Genomic DNA, 16427 nt, shown 5'->3' on the forward strand with positions numbered 1-16427 from the left:
GGGGCGCGCGGGCGGCCCCGCCCCCCCCGCCCCCCCGGGGCGCCCCCCCCCCCCCCCCCCCCCCCACCCCCGGGCGGGGCCCGCCCCCCCCGCCCCCCCCCCCCCCCCCCCGGGGGGGGGCCCCCCCCCCCCCCCCCCCCCCCCCCCACCGCCGTTGTCGCGTGCGGCCGGTCAGCGGCCGTTCGCCGGCAGCCAGCCCGTCTGGACCAGCTGTGCACCGCGCTTACGCGTGATGAACGTCGCCCGTCCAGGCGTCAGCCGCTGGCCCTTGGTGCTGCCCATCAGCGGACCCTCGGCCGGGTCGGCGGACAGGATCAGACCCTGCGCGCCCAGCTCCTTCGTACGCTGCATCACCGGCTCGAACGACGACCGTCCGGCACCCGAGGAGCTGCGCGCGATGATCAGGCGCAGGCCCAGGTCACGGGCGAACGGCAGGTACTCCAGCAGCGGCTGGAGCGGGTTGCCGCTGCTGGTCGCCACCAGGTCGTAGTCGTCCACGATCACGAACGCGTCCGGCAGGTCGTACCAGCTGCGGTTGCGCAGCTGCTCCGGCGTGACGTCCGGACCCGGCATCCGCCGGCCCAGCGAACCGGCCAGACCGGTGATGACCTCCTGCAACTGCGGCCCTGCGGCGCAGTACTTGTACAGATGGCTCTCCGGCACCTCGCCGAGCAGCGCACGACGGTAGTCGGAGACCACCATCAGTGCCTTGTCGGAGGGGTACCGCTCGGCGATCTGCTTGGTCAGCAGGCGCAGCAGCGAGGACTTTCCGGACTCGCTCTCGCCGTAGATGACCAGCAGCGGGTCGGTCTCGAAGTCGATGAACGCCGGCGACAGCGTGGTCTCGTCGACACCGATCGCGATGCCGTGCTCCGGGTAGTCGGTGCCCTTGGGCAGCTCGTTGACGTGCAGCATCGTCGGCAGCATCCGCACCTTGGGGGCGGGCTCGCCCTGCCAGTGCTCGCTGACCGTCTCCACCAGGTTCGCCATGCCGTCGCTCAGCGTCTCCGGGTCGCTCATCCCGTCCAGGCGCGGCAGCGCCGCCAGGAAGTCGAGCTTCTCGGGGGACATACCGCGGCCCGGCTTGCCCATCGGGACGTTCTCCGCGCGCTTGCGGTCGAACTCCGACTCCATCGGGTCACCCAGGCGCAGCTCGACGCGGTTGAGGAGCTGGTCGCGCAGTGCGGGGCGCACCTCGGTGTAGCGCGCGCCGGCGATGATCAGGTGGACACCGAAACCGAGACCCCGGGCGGCGATGTCCAGGATCACCGGGTCCATCTGCTCGTAGTCGGTCTTGAACGTCGCCCAGCCGTCGATGACGAGGAAGACGTCGCCCCACTTCTGGTCGGGGAAGACGCCCGCGGCCCGCCGCTGGCGGTAGGTCCCGATCGAGTCGATGTTGTTGGCCCGGAAGAACTCCTCACGCTCGTTGAGGATGCCGACGACCTCGGAGACCGTACGGCGCACCTTCTCCGCGTCCAGACGCGAGGCGACACCACCGACGTGCGGCAGGCCCTCCATGGTCAGCATGCCGCCGCCACCGAAGTCGAGGCAGTAGAACTGCACCTCGGACGGTGTGTGGGTGAGCGCGAACGAGGCGATGGCGGACCGGATGAGCGTGGACTTACCGGACTGCGGACCACCCACGACCAGACCGTGACCGGCACCGGCGGAGAAGTCCAGGTACATCACGTCACGCCGCTGCTCGAACGGCTTGTCCACCAGCGCGACCGGGACCACGAGCTTGCCGAGCGCGGTGTACTCCGGTGCGTGCACACCGCGTTCGGGCGTGACCGCGAGCGTCGGCAGCAGCTGGTTGACCGTGGGCGGCTCCTCCAGCGGCGGCAGCCACACCTGGTGCGCCGGCGGGCCCTGGCCCTGCATGCGCTGGACGATGACATCGAGCACGGTGTCGGCCAGCGCGTCGTCCTGCTCCGGCTCGGTCGGCTCGACCGGCGTGGGGTCCTCGATGATCTGCTCGACGACCGGGGCCGCCGTGAACGGCACCGGCAGCCGGTTCGTCCGGCTGCCGCCGGGACCGCCGCCGGCACCGGGACCGCGGTACGCGCCCGAGACATACGCGGCCTTGAACTGGACCATCGTCTCGGTGTCGTACTTGAGGATGCCGGAACCCGGGACGTTCGGCAGGTGGTAGGCGTCCGGCACACCGATCGCGGTCCGCGACTCGGCCGCGGAGAAGGTCCGCAGACCCAGCCGGTAGGACAGGAAGGTGTCCAGACCGCGCAGCTTGCCCTCTTCCAGGCGCTGCGAGGCGAGCAGCATGTGCACACCCATCGAACGGCCGATACGGCCGATCTGGATGAACATGTCGATGAAGTCGGGCTTGGCGGTCAGCAGCTCGGAGAACTCGTCGAGCACCATCACCAGCGACGGCAGCGGGTCCAGCGGGGCACCCGCGGCACGCGCCTTCTCGTAGTCCGTGATGTTGGCGTAGTTGCCCGCCGAGCGCAGCAGCTCCTGACGGCGCTGGAGTTCACCGGTGATGGAGTCGCGCATGCGGTCGATCAGCGTGACGTCCTCACCGAGGTTGGTGATGACCGCCGCGACGTGCGGCATCTCCGACATACCGGTGAAGGTGGCGCCACCCTTGAAGTCCGCGAGGATGAAGTTGAGGGTCTCCGAGGAGTGGGTGACCGCGAGCGCCAGCACCAGGGTGCGCAGCACCTCGGACTTACCGGAACCGGTCGCACCGACACACAGGCCGTGCGGGCCCATGCCCTCCTGCGAGGCCTCCTTGATGTCGAGCATGACGGGCTGGCCGTCCTTGTCGACACCGATCGGCACCCGCAACCGCTCATGGAGCGTGCGCGGCCGCCAGGTACGCGAGACATCGACGGAACCGGCGTCACCGATGTTCATCAGGTCGGTGAAGTCCAGGTTCGACAGCAGCGGTTCCTCGCCGTCGGCTCCGGAACCCGCCCGCAGCGGTGCCAGCTGGCGCGCCAGCGCCTCCGCCTCGGGGATCGACAGGGTGTCGCAGACACCGCGGTAGACCGCGCCGCTGGCCGACTCCAGCAACAGCTTGCCCGGCCACACCTGTACGGCCAGACCGCCGCGGATCTCGTCCAGGTCGCCCGGGACGACCTCCAGGATGGTGACGCCCTGCAGGCCCTCGGCCCCGGCGATCACCGAGTCCATCGGCACCTCGCCGCCGTCCAGCACGAGCACCACATGCGGGGCGTCGGTCACCGGAGTGCCCTGCGGGTTGAACCGGCCGCGGCCGTCCAGCTCGTCGGCCAGCAGCTCCTCGATCTCACCGAGATCGCCGACGACCAGCCGGCGGTTGCCCGCGCCGTCCGTGGTCTTGTCCTGCACCTGCGGCAGCCACTTGGTCCACTCCCACTCCGCCTGCGCACCGGGCGCGGCGACGACGGCCACCACCAGGTCCTCGGGCGAGTGCAGGGTGCACAGCTGGGCGATGATGGCGCGCGAGGCGCCGTAGACCGTGTCCGGGTCGCCGGAGACGGTCAGGTGGTAGAAGGCGCGCAGCGAGACGGCCAGTGGCAGGCTGTCCAATTGTCCGTGCTTGTCGAGGAATTCCTTCATCGCATGCGCGGTGAGCGGCTCCAGCTCGTCGACCGGAGCGGTCTCCGGAGCCCGCAGGGGAGTGGCCAGCTGCTGCGGCCCCAGTCCCAGCCGTACCTGCCCGAAGTCCGGATCGCTCGTCCGGCGCTCCCATACCCGTTTGCCCTCGGCCACGATCGACCACAACTGGCTCGGGTCGGGGTGGGTGAACAGCTGTGCGTCCCGCTGCTTGCGGGCGGTGCGCCGTACCTCTTTCCGCTTCTGGGTCAGGTACTTGAGGTAATCCTGCCGCTCTTGAAGCATTTGCCCGGAAGGGCCTTGACGGGCTTTGACGATCTGCACGATCGCCATTGCCAGAGTGGACGCCACCATAAAACCGCCCATGATTTTCATGAACGGCTGGTTGCCCATGAACAGGAATCCCGCCGAAGACGCCATACCCATCATGGGCATAAGGGTCATCAGCATGTTCTCTGATTCGCCCTCACGCGGAAGCTCCGGAGGGGCCTCGAGTGTCACCTCCTCGGAGGGGACTTCGGGCGGCAGCGCGCGGGGCGGGCGCTTGACGATGACAACGCTCACCGAGGCATCAGTCCTTCATGCATCTCGCAGTCTCGGACCGCCCCCGTTGGATTCGACGGTCCCCCGAGCCAAGTACTTGGCCCGACGCAGGCGTTGATCCTACTGTTAACCGTCAAGTCTCGGGGTGGGTGGGGCGGCCGCCGAATTGAACGGTACGCTGACGCCTCGCGAGCGTGCCACAGCCCTGCAGTGACGGCTCTATATATACGGCGCGCGAAGCGACAAAACGCCCAACGGATAGGGGGAACCGCCAGGTGAGCACGAGCACTGGCACCGGCTTTTGCCGGGTCACAGTCGCCGCGCCGGATGCACGGATTGACGTGGCTCTGCCGGAGGACGTCGCACTCGTCGACATTTACCCGGAGATCCTGAGGCTCTCCGGGCAGTCGCAGGCCGAGGGCGCACCGACCGGCTATCACCTAGTACGCCGCGACGGCACGGTTCTTGACGCCGGACAGTCGCTCGCACAGCAGCAGATCCTCGACGGCGACCTCCTTCTTCTGAAGCCGTTCGCCGAGTCGCTGCCGCTCCCGGTCTTCGACGACGTCTCCGACGCCGTCGCCTCCGCGGTCAAGCGCAACCGCAGCCGCTGGAGCGACGACCTCATGCATGTCGTCGGCCTCACCGCGGGTGTGCTGCTGCTCGTCATGATGGCGTTCGCCCTGTGGTTCTCGAACCCCGCCGACCGCGACATGCACCGCCTGCCCGGCATCATCGCCGGTGTCGTCGGCATCGTGCTGGTCGCGCTGGCCGGTGTCCGCGCCCGCGTCTACGACGACCACGGCTCCTCCATCGCGTTGGGCCTGGCCGCGCTTCCGCATCTGCTGCTCGCCGGCTCCGGCATCTTCCCCGTCGACGCGGGAGCCGGCCCCGGCCGGCTGCACCTGCTCGTCGGCTGTGTGACCGTACTGATCGCCTCGGTACTCCTGGTGGTCCTGCTGCCGCGCGGTGACGCCCCCTTCGTCGCCGCCGCGTTCCTGGCCGCCATGGGAACCCTCGCGGTCTTCGCCGCGATCCTCACCGACGCCGCGCCCCGAGAGGTCGCCGCCGTCACCGCCGTCGTCTCCATCGCCCTGGTCGCCTGGCTGCCCGGCCTCTCCGCGCGCTTCGCCCGGCTGCCCATCGGCTACAAGTCGCCCGACCAGATCGCCAAGGGCTCCTACGACAACGGCGGCGAGACCGAGTCCGTCGACTTCGTCAAGATCGGCAACCAGGCCAAGCGCGGGCACGAGCTGCTGCTCGGCCTCGTCGCCGGCTGCGCCGCCCTGACCGTCGGCTCGGCCGGCGTGGTCCTCGGCTTCTCCGACAACATGTGGGCCCAGCTGCTGGCGCTGGCCGCGGGCATCACGATCATGCTCCGTGCCCGGCTCTTCGACTACACCGCGCAGGTCGCCTGCCTGACCATCGCCGGCATCTTCACGATCGTCCTGCTCATCCTGGGCATCGCGCTGAACCCGCCGACGGAGATCTTCGTCGATCTGCTCCGCTTCCAGGACTCCGGTCCGCTGAACATCCGTACCGTCTGGTTCTCCGGCAGCATCGCGGCGGGCGCCGCCCTCCTGGTCGGCGTCGGCCTGGTCGTCCCCCGCAAGGGCGTCACCCCCTTCTGGGGCCGGATCTTCGACATCTTCGACGGCCTGGTCCTGCTGTCCCTGGTGCCGCTGTGCCTGGCGGTCCTGGAGGTCTACGGCAAGGTGCGAGGCCTCACCGGCAACTGAGGCACCCGCTCACCTGCTCGGCGGCCCCCTGACCACCTGGTCGGGGGGCCGTTTTGAGCTGGTACGCTGTGTGACGGCCCGGACGAGTCATTCAAGATTCCCTGTGAGGTAAACCAGGGGCGCTCACTGGCCGGAACCCTGAGGAGTACCGCGTGTCGCTCGACGCCGCCACGAAGAAGCAGATCATGACCGAGTTCGCCACCAAGGAGGGTGACACCGGCTCCCCCGAGGTCCAGGTCGCGATGCTCTCCCGCCGCATCTCGGACCTGACCGAGCACCTCAAGACCCACAAGCACGACCACCACTCCCGCCGTGGTCTGCTGCTGCTCGTCGGCCAGCGCCGTCGCCTGCTGCAGTACCTGGCGAAGAAGGACATCACGCGCTTCCGTGCGCTGGTCGAGCGCCTGGGCATCCGCCGCGGCGCGGCGGGCGCCAAGTAAGACGCCGTAGAGGGAGCGGTTCCTACCGGGAGCCGCTCCCTTTGCCGTACGCACCGGACACTCACGCCACCTCATGGTGGACGGAAGCTTTGTAGTCTGGTGCCATAACGCAAAACTGAACGCGGTAGGAGCGCCTCCTGGCCGCCGGTCCTCGGTAGTGGCCCCCGGATGATCCATGCATGCCATGTGTCATCACTCCGGGTGCTTCGATCGAAGACCGGCCCGCACCGGCGCTCCACCGAAGACGGTCTGCAGCCATACGGGCTGCAGACGCAGACGAGGAGATATTCCTGGTGGAGAACGAGACCCACTACGCCGAAGCCGTGATCGACAACGGCTCCTACGGCACCCGCACCATCCGCTTCGAGACGGGCCGCCTGGCCAAGCAGGCCGCCGGCTCCGCCGTGGCGTACCTGGACGACGACACCATGGTGCTGTCGGCCACCTCCGCTTCCAAGACTCCGAAGGACCAGCTGGACTTCTTCCCGCTGACCGTCGACGTCGAGGAGCGGATGTACGCAGCCGGGAAGATCCCCGGCTCCTTCTTCCGCCGTGAGGGTCGCCCCTCCGAGGACGCGATCCTTACCTGCCGGCTGATCGACCGGCCGCTGCGCCCCTCCTTCAAGAAGGGCCTGCGCAACGAGATCCAGATCGTCGAGACGGTCATGGCGCTCAACCCCGACCACCTCTACGACGTGGTCGCCATCAACGCCGCCTCCTGCTCCACGCAGCTCGCGGGCCTGCCCTTCTCCGGCCCGGTCGGCGGCACCCGTGTCGCCCTGATCAACGGCCAGTGGGTGGGGTTCCCGACCCACACCGAGCTCGAGGACGCCGTCTTCGACATGGTCGTGGCCGGCCGCGTCCTCCCGGACGGCGACGTCGCGATCATGATGGTCGAGGCTGAGGCCACCGAGAAGACCATCCAGCTGGTCAAGGATGGCGCCGAGGCTCCGACCGAAGAGGTCGTCGCCGCCGGTCTCGAGGCCGCCAAGCCCTTCATCAAGGTCCTGTGCAAGGCCCAGTCGGACCTCGCCGCCAAGGCCGCCAAGCCCGTCGGTGAGTTCCCGATCTTCCTCGACTACCAGGACGACGTCCTGGAGGCGCTCACCGCCGCGGTCAAGGACGAGCTCTCCCAGGCGCTGACCATCGCCGGCAAGCAGGAGCGCGAGGCCGAGCTGGACCGCGTCAAGGGCGTCGCCGCCGAGAAGCTGCTCCCGCAGTTCGAGGGCCGCGAGAAGGAGATCTCCGCCGCGTACCGTTCGCTGACCAAGAGCCTGGTCCGCGAGCGCGTCATCAAGGAGAAGAAGCGCATCGACGGCCGCGGCGTCACGGACATCCGTACGCTCGCCGCCGAGGTCGAGGCCATCCCGCGGGTGCACGGTTCCGCGCTGTTCGAGCGTGGCGAGACCCAGATCCTGGGCGTCACCACCCTCAACATGCTCCGCATGGAGCAGCAGCTGGACACCCTCTCCCCGGTGACCCGCAAGCGCTACATGCACAACTACAACTTCCCGCCGTACTCCGTCGGTGAGACCGGCCGCGTGGGTGCGCCCAAGCGCCGCGAGATCGGCCACGGTGCGCTCGCCGAGCGTGCCATCGTGCCGGTGCTGCCGACCCGCGAGGAGTTCCCCTACGCGATCCGCCAGGTCTCCGAGGCGCTGGGCTCCAACGGCTCGACGTCCATGGGCTCGGTCTGCGCCTCGACCATGTCGCTGCTGAACGCCGGTGTGCCCCTCAAGGCCCCGGTCGCCGGTATCGCCATGGGCCTGATCTCCCAGGAGATCGACGGCCAGACCCACTACGTCGCCCTCACCGACATCCTCGGTGCGGAGGACGCCTTCGGCGACATGGACTTCAAGGTCGCCGGCACCAAGCAGTTCGTGACCGCGCTGCAGCTCGACACCAAGCTCGACGGCATCCCCGCCTCGGTCCTGGCCGCCGCGCTGAAGCAGGCCCGTGACGCGCGTCTGCACATCCTGGACGTCATGAACGAGGCCATCGACGTCCCGGACGAGATGTCCCCGAACGCCCCGCGGATCATCACCGTCAAGATCCCGGTGGACAAGATCGGTGAGGTCATCGGCCCCAAGGGCAAGATGATCAACCAGATCCAGGAGGACACCGGCGCCGACATCACGATCGAGGACGACGGCACGATCTACATCGGTGCCTCCGACGGTCCGGCCGCCGAGGCCGCCCGCGCAACGATCAACGGCATCGCCAACCCGACCATGCCGGAGGTCGGCGAGCGTTACCTGGGCACGGTCGTCAAGACCACCACCTTCGGTGCGTTCGTCTCCCTGCTCCCGGGCAAGGACGGCCTGCTGCACATCTCGCAGATCCGCAAGCTCGCCGGTGGCAAGCGCGTGGAGAACGTCGAGGACGTGCTCGGTGTGGGTGCCAAGGTCCAGGTCGAGATCGCCGAGATCGACCAGCGCGGCAAGCTCTCCCTGATCCCCGTGATCGAGGAAGAGGACAAGGCCGCGGACGAGAAGGACGACGCCGCCAAGTGACGTCCCGTACGCACACGACGACGGCCCGCACCTCTTCGGAGGGGCGGGCCGTCGCCCGTACCCAAACGCTTCTCAAGGGCACGGCGGGCGCCGGCACGGTCCGCCGGACCACCCTCCCCGGCGGTCTGCGCATCGTCACCGAGACGCTGCCGACGGTCCGCTCCGTCACCTTCGGGATCTGGGCGCACGTCGGCTCCCGCGACGAGACACCGTCGCTCAACGGCGCCACGCACTACCTGGAGCACCTGCTCTTCAAGGGCACCGAGCGGCGCAGCGCACTGGACATCTCCGCGGCCATCGACGCGGTCGGCGGCGAGATGAACGCCTTCACCGCGAAGGAGTACACCTGCTACTACGCGCGGGTGCTGGACACCGATCTGCCGCTGGCCATCGACGTGGTGTGCGACATGCTCACCGGTTCGCTGGTCGAGGCCGAGGACGTGGACGCCGAGCGCGGTGTCATCCTCGAAGAGATCGCGATGACCGAGGACGACCCCGGCGACTGTGTGCACGACCTGTTCGCGCACACCATGCTCGGTGACACCCCGCTCGGCCGCCCCGTCCTGGGCACCGTCGACACCGTCAACGCCCTCACCCCCGAGCGCATCCGCCGCTTCTACAAGAAGCACTACGACCCGACCCACCTCGTCGTCACGGCCGCCGGCAACGTCGACCACGCCAAGGTCGTCCGACAGGTCCGCCGCGCCTTCGAGCAGGCCGGAGCCCTGGACCGGACGGACGCGGTCCCGATCGCGCCACGCTCCGGCACCCGGGCCATCCGGACCGCCGGCCGCGTCGAAATGCTCAACCGCAAGACCGAGCAGGCCCATGTGATCCTCGGGATGCCCGGGATGGCGCGCACCGACGACCGGCGCTGGGCCATGGGCGTGCTGAACACCGCCCTGGGCGGCGGGATGAGCTCCCGTCTCTTCCAGGAGGTCCGCGAGAAGCGCGGCCTGGCCTACAGCGTGTACTCGTACACCTCCGGCTTCGCCGACTGCGGGCTGTTCGGCGTCTATGCCGGCTGCCGTCCGAGCCAGGTGCAGGACGTCCTCAAGATCTGCCGCGACGAACTCGACCAGGTGGCGTCCCAGGGCCTCACCGACGACGAGATCCGCCGCGCGATCGGACAATTGCGCGGGTCCACCGTCCTCGGCCTGGAGGACACCGGCGCGCTGATGCACCGCCTCGGCAAGAGCGAGCTGTGCTGGGGCGAGCAGATGTCGGTCGACGAGATGCTCACGCGGATCGCGGCCGTCACGCCGGACGAGGTGCGCGAGGTGGCCCGTGAGGTGCTGGGCACCCGCCCGTCGCTGTCCGTCATCGGTCCCCTGAAGGACCGGCAGGCGGCCCGGCTGGACGACGTCGTCGCTTAGGCCTCGCTGCGATATCACCGAGAGAGAGACGGGAAACGATGAGCAAGCTGCGCGTGGCCGTACTGGGAGCCCAGGGACGCATCGGCTCCGAGGCCGTACGGGCCGTCGAGGCCGCCGAGGACATGGAGCTGGTGGCCGGGCTCGGCCGGGGCGACAAGCTGGAGACGCTGGTCGAGGCCGGCGCCCAGGTCGTGGTCGAGCTGACCAACCCCGGCGCGGTGATGGGCAACCTCGACTTCTGTGTGCGTCACGGCATTCACGCGGTGGTCGGGACGACCGGCTGGACCGATGAGCGCCTCGCGCAGCTGCGCACCTCGCTCGCCGCCTCGCCCGGGGTGGGCGTGCTCATCGCCCCGAACTTCTCCATCGGCGCGGTGCTGACCATGCGGTTCGCCCAGCAGGCGGCCCGCTTCTTCGAGTCGGCCGAGATCGTCGAGCTGCACCACCCGAAGAAGGCGGACGCCCCGTCCGGCACCGCCGCCCGCACCGCCCAGCTGATCGCCGAGGCCCGTGAGGAGGCCGGCTGCGCCCCGCAGCCGGACGCCACCACCACCGCCCTGGACGGCGCCCGCGGCGCGGACGTGGACGGCGTCCCCGTGCACTCTGTACGGCTGCGCGGTCTGCTGGCGCACCAGGAGGTGCTCCTCGGCGGGGAGGGCGAGACCCTCACCATCCGCCACGACTCCCTCCACCACAGCAGCTTCATGCCGGGCATCCTGCTCGGCGTGCGCCGCGTGGTCACCGCTCCGGGCCTGACCGTGGGCCTGGAAAACTTCCTCGACCTGGGCTGACGGGCATGGGCGGAAAGATCACGTACTTCTTCCTCGCCACCGTGCTGGTCATCGTCTTCGGTGTGGTGGCGCTGGAGGGCGTACTCCTCCTGATGACCGGCGAACCTGCTGCCATGGGCATGGGCGCGGTGGCTTTCCTGCTGCCGTGCATCGGCGGCTGGTTCCTCTGGCACAACACCCGCTTCGCTCGCGACGCCCACCGGCTGGCGCACGCTCTGGAGGCCGAGGGGGGACTGCCGGCCGACGAGCCGGCGCGGACCCCCGGAGGCCGGATCGAGCGGGACGCGGCCGACGCGGTGTTCGCCCGGCGGCAGGCCGAGACGGAGGACGCGCCCGGCGACTGGCGTACGTGGTTCCGGCTCGCGGTCGCCTACCACGACGCCCGGGACACCCCACGCGCCCGTAAGGCGATGCAGCGCGCCATCGCCCTGCACGACGACGAGCCCGTACCGACCGCCTAGAGCCGGTCCGGCCCGCCCTCGGCCGTACGAACCGGAACGTACGGGCCCGCTTCGGCCCCGGGGCGCCGGAGGCTCAGGCGCGGTACTCCGCCGCCCAGGCCTCCAGTACGTCCGCGGCCCGCTCGAACGCCTCCGGACGGGACAGAAAGTCGCCGTTGTGGTCCGTGAGCAGGGACCGCAGCGGCTCGCCCTGCGTCCGCTCGACGATCAGGGCCTGTCCCTGCACCGTCCGCGGCAGTCCCAGCCAGCGCACCGGCTGCTGGCGCGTACGCACCGAGGCGACGGCGCTCCACGGTTCGGTCGTCGTACGCAGCAGATTCACCTGTCGCAGCCCGTGCGCGCTGACCCACACCCCGACCCGCAACAGCCGTAGGGCGGCCGCGATCATCACCACTCCCACCACCGCACAGGCCGCGGCGCCGGGCAGCGAGCCGGCCATCGCGATGACCATTGCGGAGATCAGCACGAACGAGGCGAGCAGCAAAGACATTGCCGCCGCCCCTACCCGCCACGGTCCGGGGCGGTAGGGACGGCGCCAGTGGTCGGGCTCGTCATGCGGAAGTGCGGCCGAATCCGCGGCACGGGTGTCGAGATCGAGGTCGCGGTCGGCCGTCAGGAAGGGCAGGGGCACGGCTGATCCTCACTCATGGGCACGCTGACTGAAGCTGTGACCGGTGAGGCTATCGGGACCGGCGGAGCGGAACCACTTCGCGGCACGCCCCGCCCGTCCGTTCAGCGATGGGCGGCCTCGGACTGATGCACCCGGCTCGAGCCGGAGCTGTCCTGCTGCAGTGCGGGAACGCCGAACAGCAGGGCGCCGGCCAGGCCACCCACGACTGTCAGCGTGATGAGAGACTGGCCGAGGAGCTGCGCACGAGAGGCGCGCTGCCGCGGCGGGGGAGTGACATTGCTGCGGAACCGGTCTGCCTCGGCAACGAAGGCGAACGGGACGGGCTCTCGCCGGCGGAACATGAGCGGGCTCTCCTAGGAACCTCGAGGTGGGCACTGTCACAGGGTTAGACGTCTGTGGCGTCCGGTTGGTGCCCAATTTCAGGGACTTCTGTGAAAAATATCAACGGCCGCTCCCTGCGCTGCTATGGCGCGCCCGTTTTGTGGCTAACGCGGCATCACGTCGCGTTTCCCGGACTGTCAGTGGCGGGTCGTAGGGTGGTCGCGCACGAGGATCGAACGGAAGGAACCGCCGGTGTCCCACACCCCCGCCGAGAGCACTGAGAGCCCCGACAGTGCAGCCGTCAGCTTCCGGAGCGAGGTGACGGTCGAGCTGGTCAAGCACAGCGCCGCGGACAGCGACGTCCTGTGGGCGGCCCGGGTCTCCACGGCCGGCGAGCAGTCCCTGGAGGAGCTGCAGAAGGACCCGGAGCGCTCCAAGGGCCTGATCAACTACCTCATGCGGGACCGGCACGGCAGCCCCTTCGAGCACAACTCCATGACGTTCTTCATCAGCGCGCCGATCTTCGTCTTCCGCGAGTTCATGCGGCACCGCGTCGGCTGGTCGTACAACGAGGAGTCCGGCCGCTACCGCCAGCTGGAGCCGGTCTTCTACGTCCCCGGTGAGTCCCGCAAGCTCGTCCAGCAGGGCCGCCCCGGGAAGTACGAATTCGTCGAGGGCACCCCGGCGCAGTCCGAGCTCACCGGCCGCGTCATGGAGGACTCCTACCGGCAGGCCTACGAGGCGTACCAGGAGATGCTCGCCGCCGGCGTCGCCCGCGAGGTCGCCCGCGCGGTGCTCCCCGTCGGGCTCTTCTCGTCGATGTACGCCACCTGCAACGCCCGCTCCCTGATGCACTTCCTCGGTCTGCGTACCCAGCACGAGCAGGCGAAGGTGCCCTCCTTCCCGCAGCGCGAGATCGAAATGGTCGGCGAGCGAATGGAGGCCCACTGGGCCGAGCTCATGCCGCTCACGTACGGCGCATTCAATGCGAACGGCCGGATCGCTCCATAAGGCCCAGGTTGCGGGCCGGATACCGGAGCGCGCGGGACAGACGTGCGAGGTGTCCGGATTGCGGCATTTTGAGAAGTTCATCTACGCTGAACAGACGGACCCGGCACTGCTTGAACCCCCGAGCAGGCAGTGCCGGAGTCCACATCCTTGCTCCCCAGAGGCGCAACCCGCGGTGAGCTACGAGTAGCGTGGGACCCATGGCTCCGACTTCCACACCGCAGAACCCCTTCGGGCGGGTGCTGACCGCCATGGTCACGCCGTTCACGCCGGATGGCGCTCTCGATCTCGACGGCGCACAGCGGCTGGCTGCCCACCTGGTGGACGCCGGCAACGACGGCCTCGTTGTCAACGGCACCACCGGAGAGTCCCCGACCACTAGCGATGCGGAGAAAGCCCAGCTGGTCCGCGCCGTGGTCGATGCGGTCGGCGATCGCGCCTTTGTCGTCGCCGGAGCCGGAACCAACGACACCCACCACAGCCTCGAGCTGGCCCGCGCCGCCCAGGACGCCGGCGCCCATGGTCTGCTCGCGGTGACGCCGTACTACAGCAAGCCCCCGCAGGAGGGCCTGCTCCGGCACTTCACGGCCATCGCGGACGCCACCGACCTGCCGGTCATGCTCTACGACATCCCCGGCCGCAGCGGTGTCCCGATCAACACCGAGACCATGGTCCGGCTCGCCGAGCACCCGCGGATCGTCGCCAACAAGGACGCCAAGGGAGACCTCGGCCGCGCCAGCTGGGCCATCGCCCGCTCCAGCCTGGCCTGGTACAGCGGTGACGACATGCTCAACCTCCCGCTGCTCTCGGTCGGCGCCATCGGCTTCGTTTCCGTGGTCGGCCATATCGTGACCCCCGAGCTGCGCGCCCTCCTGGACGCCCACCTCAATGGCGATGTCACCAAGGCCACCGAGATCCACCAGAAGCTGCTGCCCGTCTTCACCGGCATGTTCCGCACCCAGGGCGTCATCACGACCAAGGCCGCCCTCGGTCTCCAGGGCCTGCCCGCCGGCCCGCTGCGGCTGCCGCTCGTGGAGCTCTCCCCCGAGGAGACCGAACAGCTCACGCGCGATCTCGCCGCCGGCGGGGTACAGCTCTGATCACAGACTTCACAACTGAATACGGACCAACAACCGCCACATAGCAAGTGCACGAATGTCATGCGCGCCACGTGCCCTCAACGGCAGCGTGGCGTGTGTGGTGAGGAGAGTCTTTTGAGTCATCCGCATCCTGAGCTCGGCGCCCCGCCGAAGCTTCCCAAGGGTGGCCTGCGCGTCACCCCCCTCGGCGGCCTGGGTGAAATCGGTCGCAACATGACGGTCTTCGAGTACGGAGGCCGGTTGTTGATCGTCGACTGCGGAGTGCTCTTCCCCGAGGAGGAGCAGCCCGGAATCGACCTGATCCTGCCGGACTTCACGTCCGTCAGGGATCGTCTCGACGACATCGACGGCATCGTGCTCACCCACGGCCACGAGGACCACATCGGTGGTGTCCCCTATCTCCTGCGGGAGAAGCCGGACATCCCCCTCATCGGTTCGAAGCTGACCCTCGCCCTCATCGAGGCCAAGCTTCAGGAGCACCGCATCCGCCCCTACACCCTTGAGGTGAAGGAGGGGCACACGGAGCGGATCGGCTCCTTCGACTGCGAGTTCGTCGCGGTCAACCACTCCATCCCCGACGCCCTGGCCGTCGCCATCCGCACCCCCGCGGGCATGGTCGTCCACACCGGCGACTTCAAGATGGACCAGCTCCCGCTGGACCGCCGGCTCACCGACCTCCCCGCCTTCGCGCGGCTCGGCGAGGAAGGCATCGACCTTCTCCTCTCCGACTCCACGAACGCCGAGGTCCCGGGCTTCGTCCCGCCCGAGCGGGACATCTCCAACGTGCTGCGCACGGTCTTCGCGAACGCCCAGAAGCGCATCATCGTCGCCAGCTTCGCCAGCCATGTGCACCGCATCCAGCAGATCCTCGACGCCGCCCATGAGTACGGCCGCCGGGTCGCCTTCGTCGGCCGTTCGATGGTCCGCAACATGGGCATCGCCCGCGAGCTGGGCTATCTGAAGGTCCCGGCCGGCCTGGTCGTCGACGTCAAGACTCTCGACGATCTCCCCGACGACGAGGTCGTGATGGTCTGCACGGGTTCCCAGGGCGAGCCGATGGCGGCCCTGTCCCGGATGGCCAATCGCGACCATCAGATCCGGATCGTCCCCGGCGACACGGTGATCCTGGCCTCGTCCCTCATCCCGGGCAACGAGAACGCGGTCTACCGCGTGATCAACGGCCTCACCAGATGGGGTGCGGACGTCGTCCACAAGGGCAACGCCAAGGTCCATGTCTCGGGCCACGCCTCGGCCGGCGAGCTGCTGTACTTCTACAACATCTGCAAGCCGAAGAACCTGATGCCGGTGCACGGCGAATGGCGTCACCTGCGGGCCAACGCCGAACTCGGCGCCCTGACGGGTGTCCCCAAGGACCGCATCGTCATCGCCGAGGACGGCGTCGTGGTCGACCTCGTCAAGGGCGTCGCCAAGATCGTCGGCAAGGTCCAGGCGGGCTATGTGTACGTCGACGGCCTCTCGGTCGGCGATGTCACCGAGGCCCATCTGAAGGACCGCCGCATCCTGGGCGACGAAGGCATCATCTCGGTCTTCGTCGTCGTGGACGCCAGCAGCGGCAAGATCGTCGGAGGCCCAGACCTGCATGCGCGCGGCTCCGGCATCCAGGACGCAGCTCTGACGGGCGTATCTCCCAAGATCGATGAGGCACTGGCCAAGGCGGCCCAGGACGGTGTGGCGGACGCGCACCAGCTCCAGCAGCTGATCCGCCGCACGGTCGGCAAGTGGGTGTCGGACAACTACCGCCGTCGCCCGATGATCCTCCCCGTGGTCGTCGAGGTCTGACGCCCAGGACCGCACGAACGTACGCAAGTAGGAGCGGGGGGGGGGGGGGGGGGGGGGGGGGGGGCCCCGCCCCCGCGCGGGGGGGGGGGCCCCCCCCCCGGGGGCGGACCCACGCCCCGCGGCGCTCAATATAAGAATGA

12 protein-coding genes are annotated in these 16427 nt (G+C 69.1%); 9 read left to right on the forward strand and 3 right to left on the reverse strand.

All coding sequences use genetic code 11. From position 1 onward, the window contains the following. Positions 1–171 precede the first annotated feature (171 nt). Entirely contained in the window at positions 172–4128 is a 3957-nt protein-coding gene (gene eccCa, locus ACGFWI_RS32385; RefSeq protein ID WP_393909608.1) for a type VII secretion protein EccCa, read from the reverse strand. Between the two features lie 254 nt (positions 4129–4382). Here eccCa and eccD point away from each other — a divergent pair, with 254 nt between their 5' ends. From eccD to ACGFWI_RS32415, 6 genes are all read left to right on the forward strand, one after another. Continuing rightward, entirely contained in the window at positions 4383–5846 is a 1464-nt protein-coding gene (gene eccD / locus ACGFWI_RS32390; protein ID WP_393909609.1) for a type VII secretion integral membrane protein EccD, read from the forward strand. 152 nt (positions 5847–5998) lie between these two features. Then, entirely contained in the window at positions 5999–6286 is a 288-nt protein-coding gene (rpsO, locus tag ACGFWI_RS32395; protein WP_030991941.1) for a 30S ribosomal protein S15, read from the forward strand. 293 nt (positions 6287–6579) lie between these two features. Further along, a complete protein-coding gene (locus ACGFWI_RS32400) occupies positions 6580–8799 on the forward strand; it encodes a polyribonucleotide nucleotidyltransferase (RefSeq protein ID WP_393909610.1) in 2220 nt (739 codons plus the stop codon). Further along, positions 8796–10175: a M16 family metallopeptidase gene (locus ACGFWI_RS32405; protein ID WP_393909611.1), complete on the forward strand. Its 1380-nt coding sequence runs from the start codon at positions 8796–8798 to the stop codon at positions 10173–10175. Before ACGFWI_RS32400 ends, ACGFWI_RS32405 begins: the two co-directional genes overlap by 4 nt. Positions 10176–10213: 38 nt before the next feature. Further along, the gene (gene dapB / locus ACGFWI_RS32410; RefSeq protein WP_393909612.1) at positions 10214–10966 is read left to right on the forward strand and encodes a 4-hydroxy-tetrahydrodipicolinate reductase; all 753 of its coding nucleotides are present in this window, start codon (positions 10214–10216) and stop codon (positions 10964–10966) included. A 5-nt stretch (positions 10967–10971) separates the two neighbouring features. Then, a complete protein-coding gene (locus tag ACGFWI_RS32415) occupies positions 10972–11427 on the forward strand; it encodes a hypothetical protein (protein WP_393909613.1) in 456 nt (151 codons plus the stop codon). 73 nt (positions 11428–11500) lie between these two features. On the opposite strand, the gene ACGFWI_RS32420 is transcribed toward ACGFWI_RS32415, so the two are convergent. Together ACGFWI_RS32420 and ACGFWI_RS32425 are read right to left on the reverse strand one after the other, a co-directional pair. Then, positions 11501–12058 carry a PH domain-containing protein gene (locus ACGFWI_RS32420; protein ID WP_393909614.1) on the reverse strand — a complete coding sequence of 186 codons (558 nt, stop codon included), beginning with the start codon at positions 12056–12058 and terminating at the stop codon, positions 11501–11503. A 101-nt stretch (positions 12059–12159) separates the two neighbouring features. Then, positions 12160–12399: a hypothetical protein gene (locus tag ACGFWI_RS32425; protein ID WP_159469538.1), complete on the reverse strand. Its 240-nt coding sequence runs from the start codon at positions 12397–12399 to the stop codon at positions 12160–12162. A 232-nt stretch (positions 12400–12631) separates the two neighbouring features. Here ACGFWI_RS32425 and thyX point away from each other — a divergent pair, with 232 nt between their 5' ends. From thyX to ACGFWI_RS32440, 3 genes are all read left to right on the forward strand, one after another. Then, complete coding sequence (gene thyX, locus ACGFWI_RS32430) at positions 12632–13390, forward strand: FAD-dependent thymidylate synthase (protein WP_393909615.1); 759 nt, start codon at positions 12632–12634, stop codon at positions 13388–13390. A 197-nt stretch (positions 13391–13587) separates the two neighbouring features. After that, a complete protein-coding gene (dapA, locus tag ACGFWI_RS32435) occupies positions 13588–14487 on the forward strand; it encodes a 4-hydroxy-tetrahydrodipicolinate synthase (RefSeq protein WP_393909616.1) in 900 nt (299 codons plus the stop codon). Positions 14488–14601: 114 nt separating this feature from the next. Next, entirely contained in the window at positions 14602–16287 is a 1686-nt protein-coding gene (locus tag ACGFWI_RS32440; protein ID WP_393909617.1) for a ribonuclease J, read from the forward strand. Positions 16288–16427: the final 140 nt, after the last annotated feature.

This window comes from Streptomyces sp. NPDC048434, assembly GCF_043200375.1.
In the GTDB taxonomy this organism is placed as follows: Bacteria; Actinomycetota; Actinomycetes; order Streptomycetales; family Streptomycetaceae; genus Streptomyces.

Bases quoted from the DNA above. Each gene is read 5' to 3' on its own strand.
- ACGFWI_RS32415 (WP_393909613.1), top strand. From the start codon at position 10,972: ATGGGCGGAAAGATCACGTACTTCTTCCTCGCCACCGTGCTGGTCATC.
- ACGFWI_RS32425 (WP_159469538.1), bottom strand. From the start codon at position 12,399: ATGTTCCGCCGGCGAGAGCCCGTCCCGTTCGCCTTCGTTGCCGAGGCA.
- dapB (WP_393909612.1), top strand. From the start codon at position 10,214: ATGAGCAAGCTGCGCGTGGCCGTACTGGGAGCCCAGGGACGCATCGGC.
- dapA (WP_393909616.1), top strand. From the start codon at position 13,588: ATGGCTCCGACTTCCACACCGCAGAACCCCTTCGGGCGGGTGCTGACC.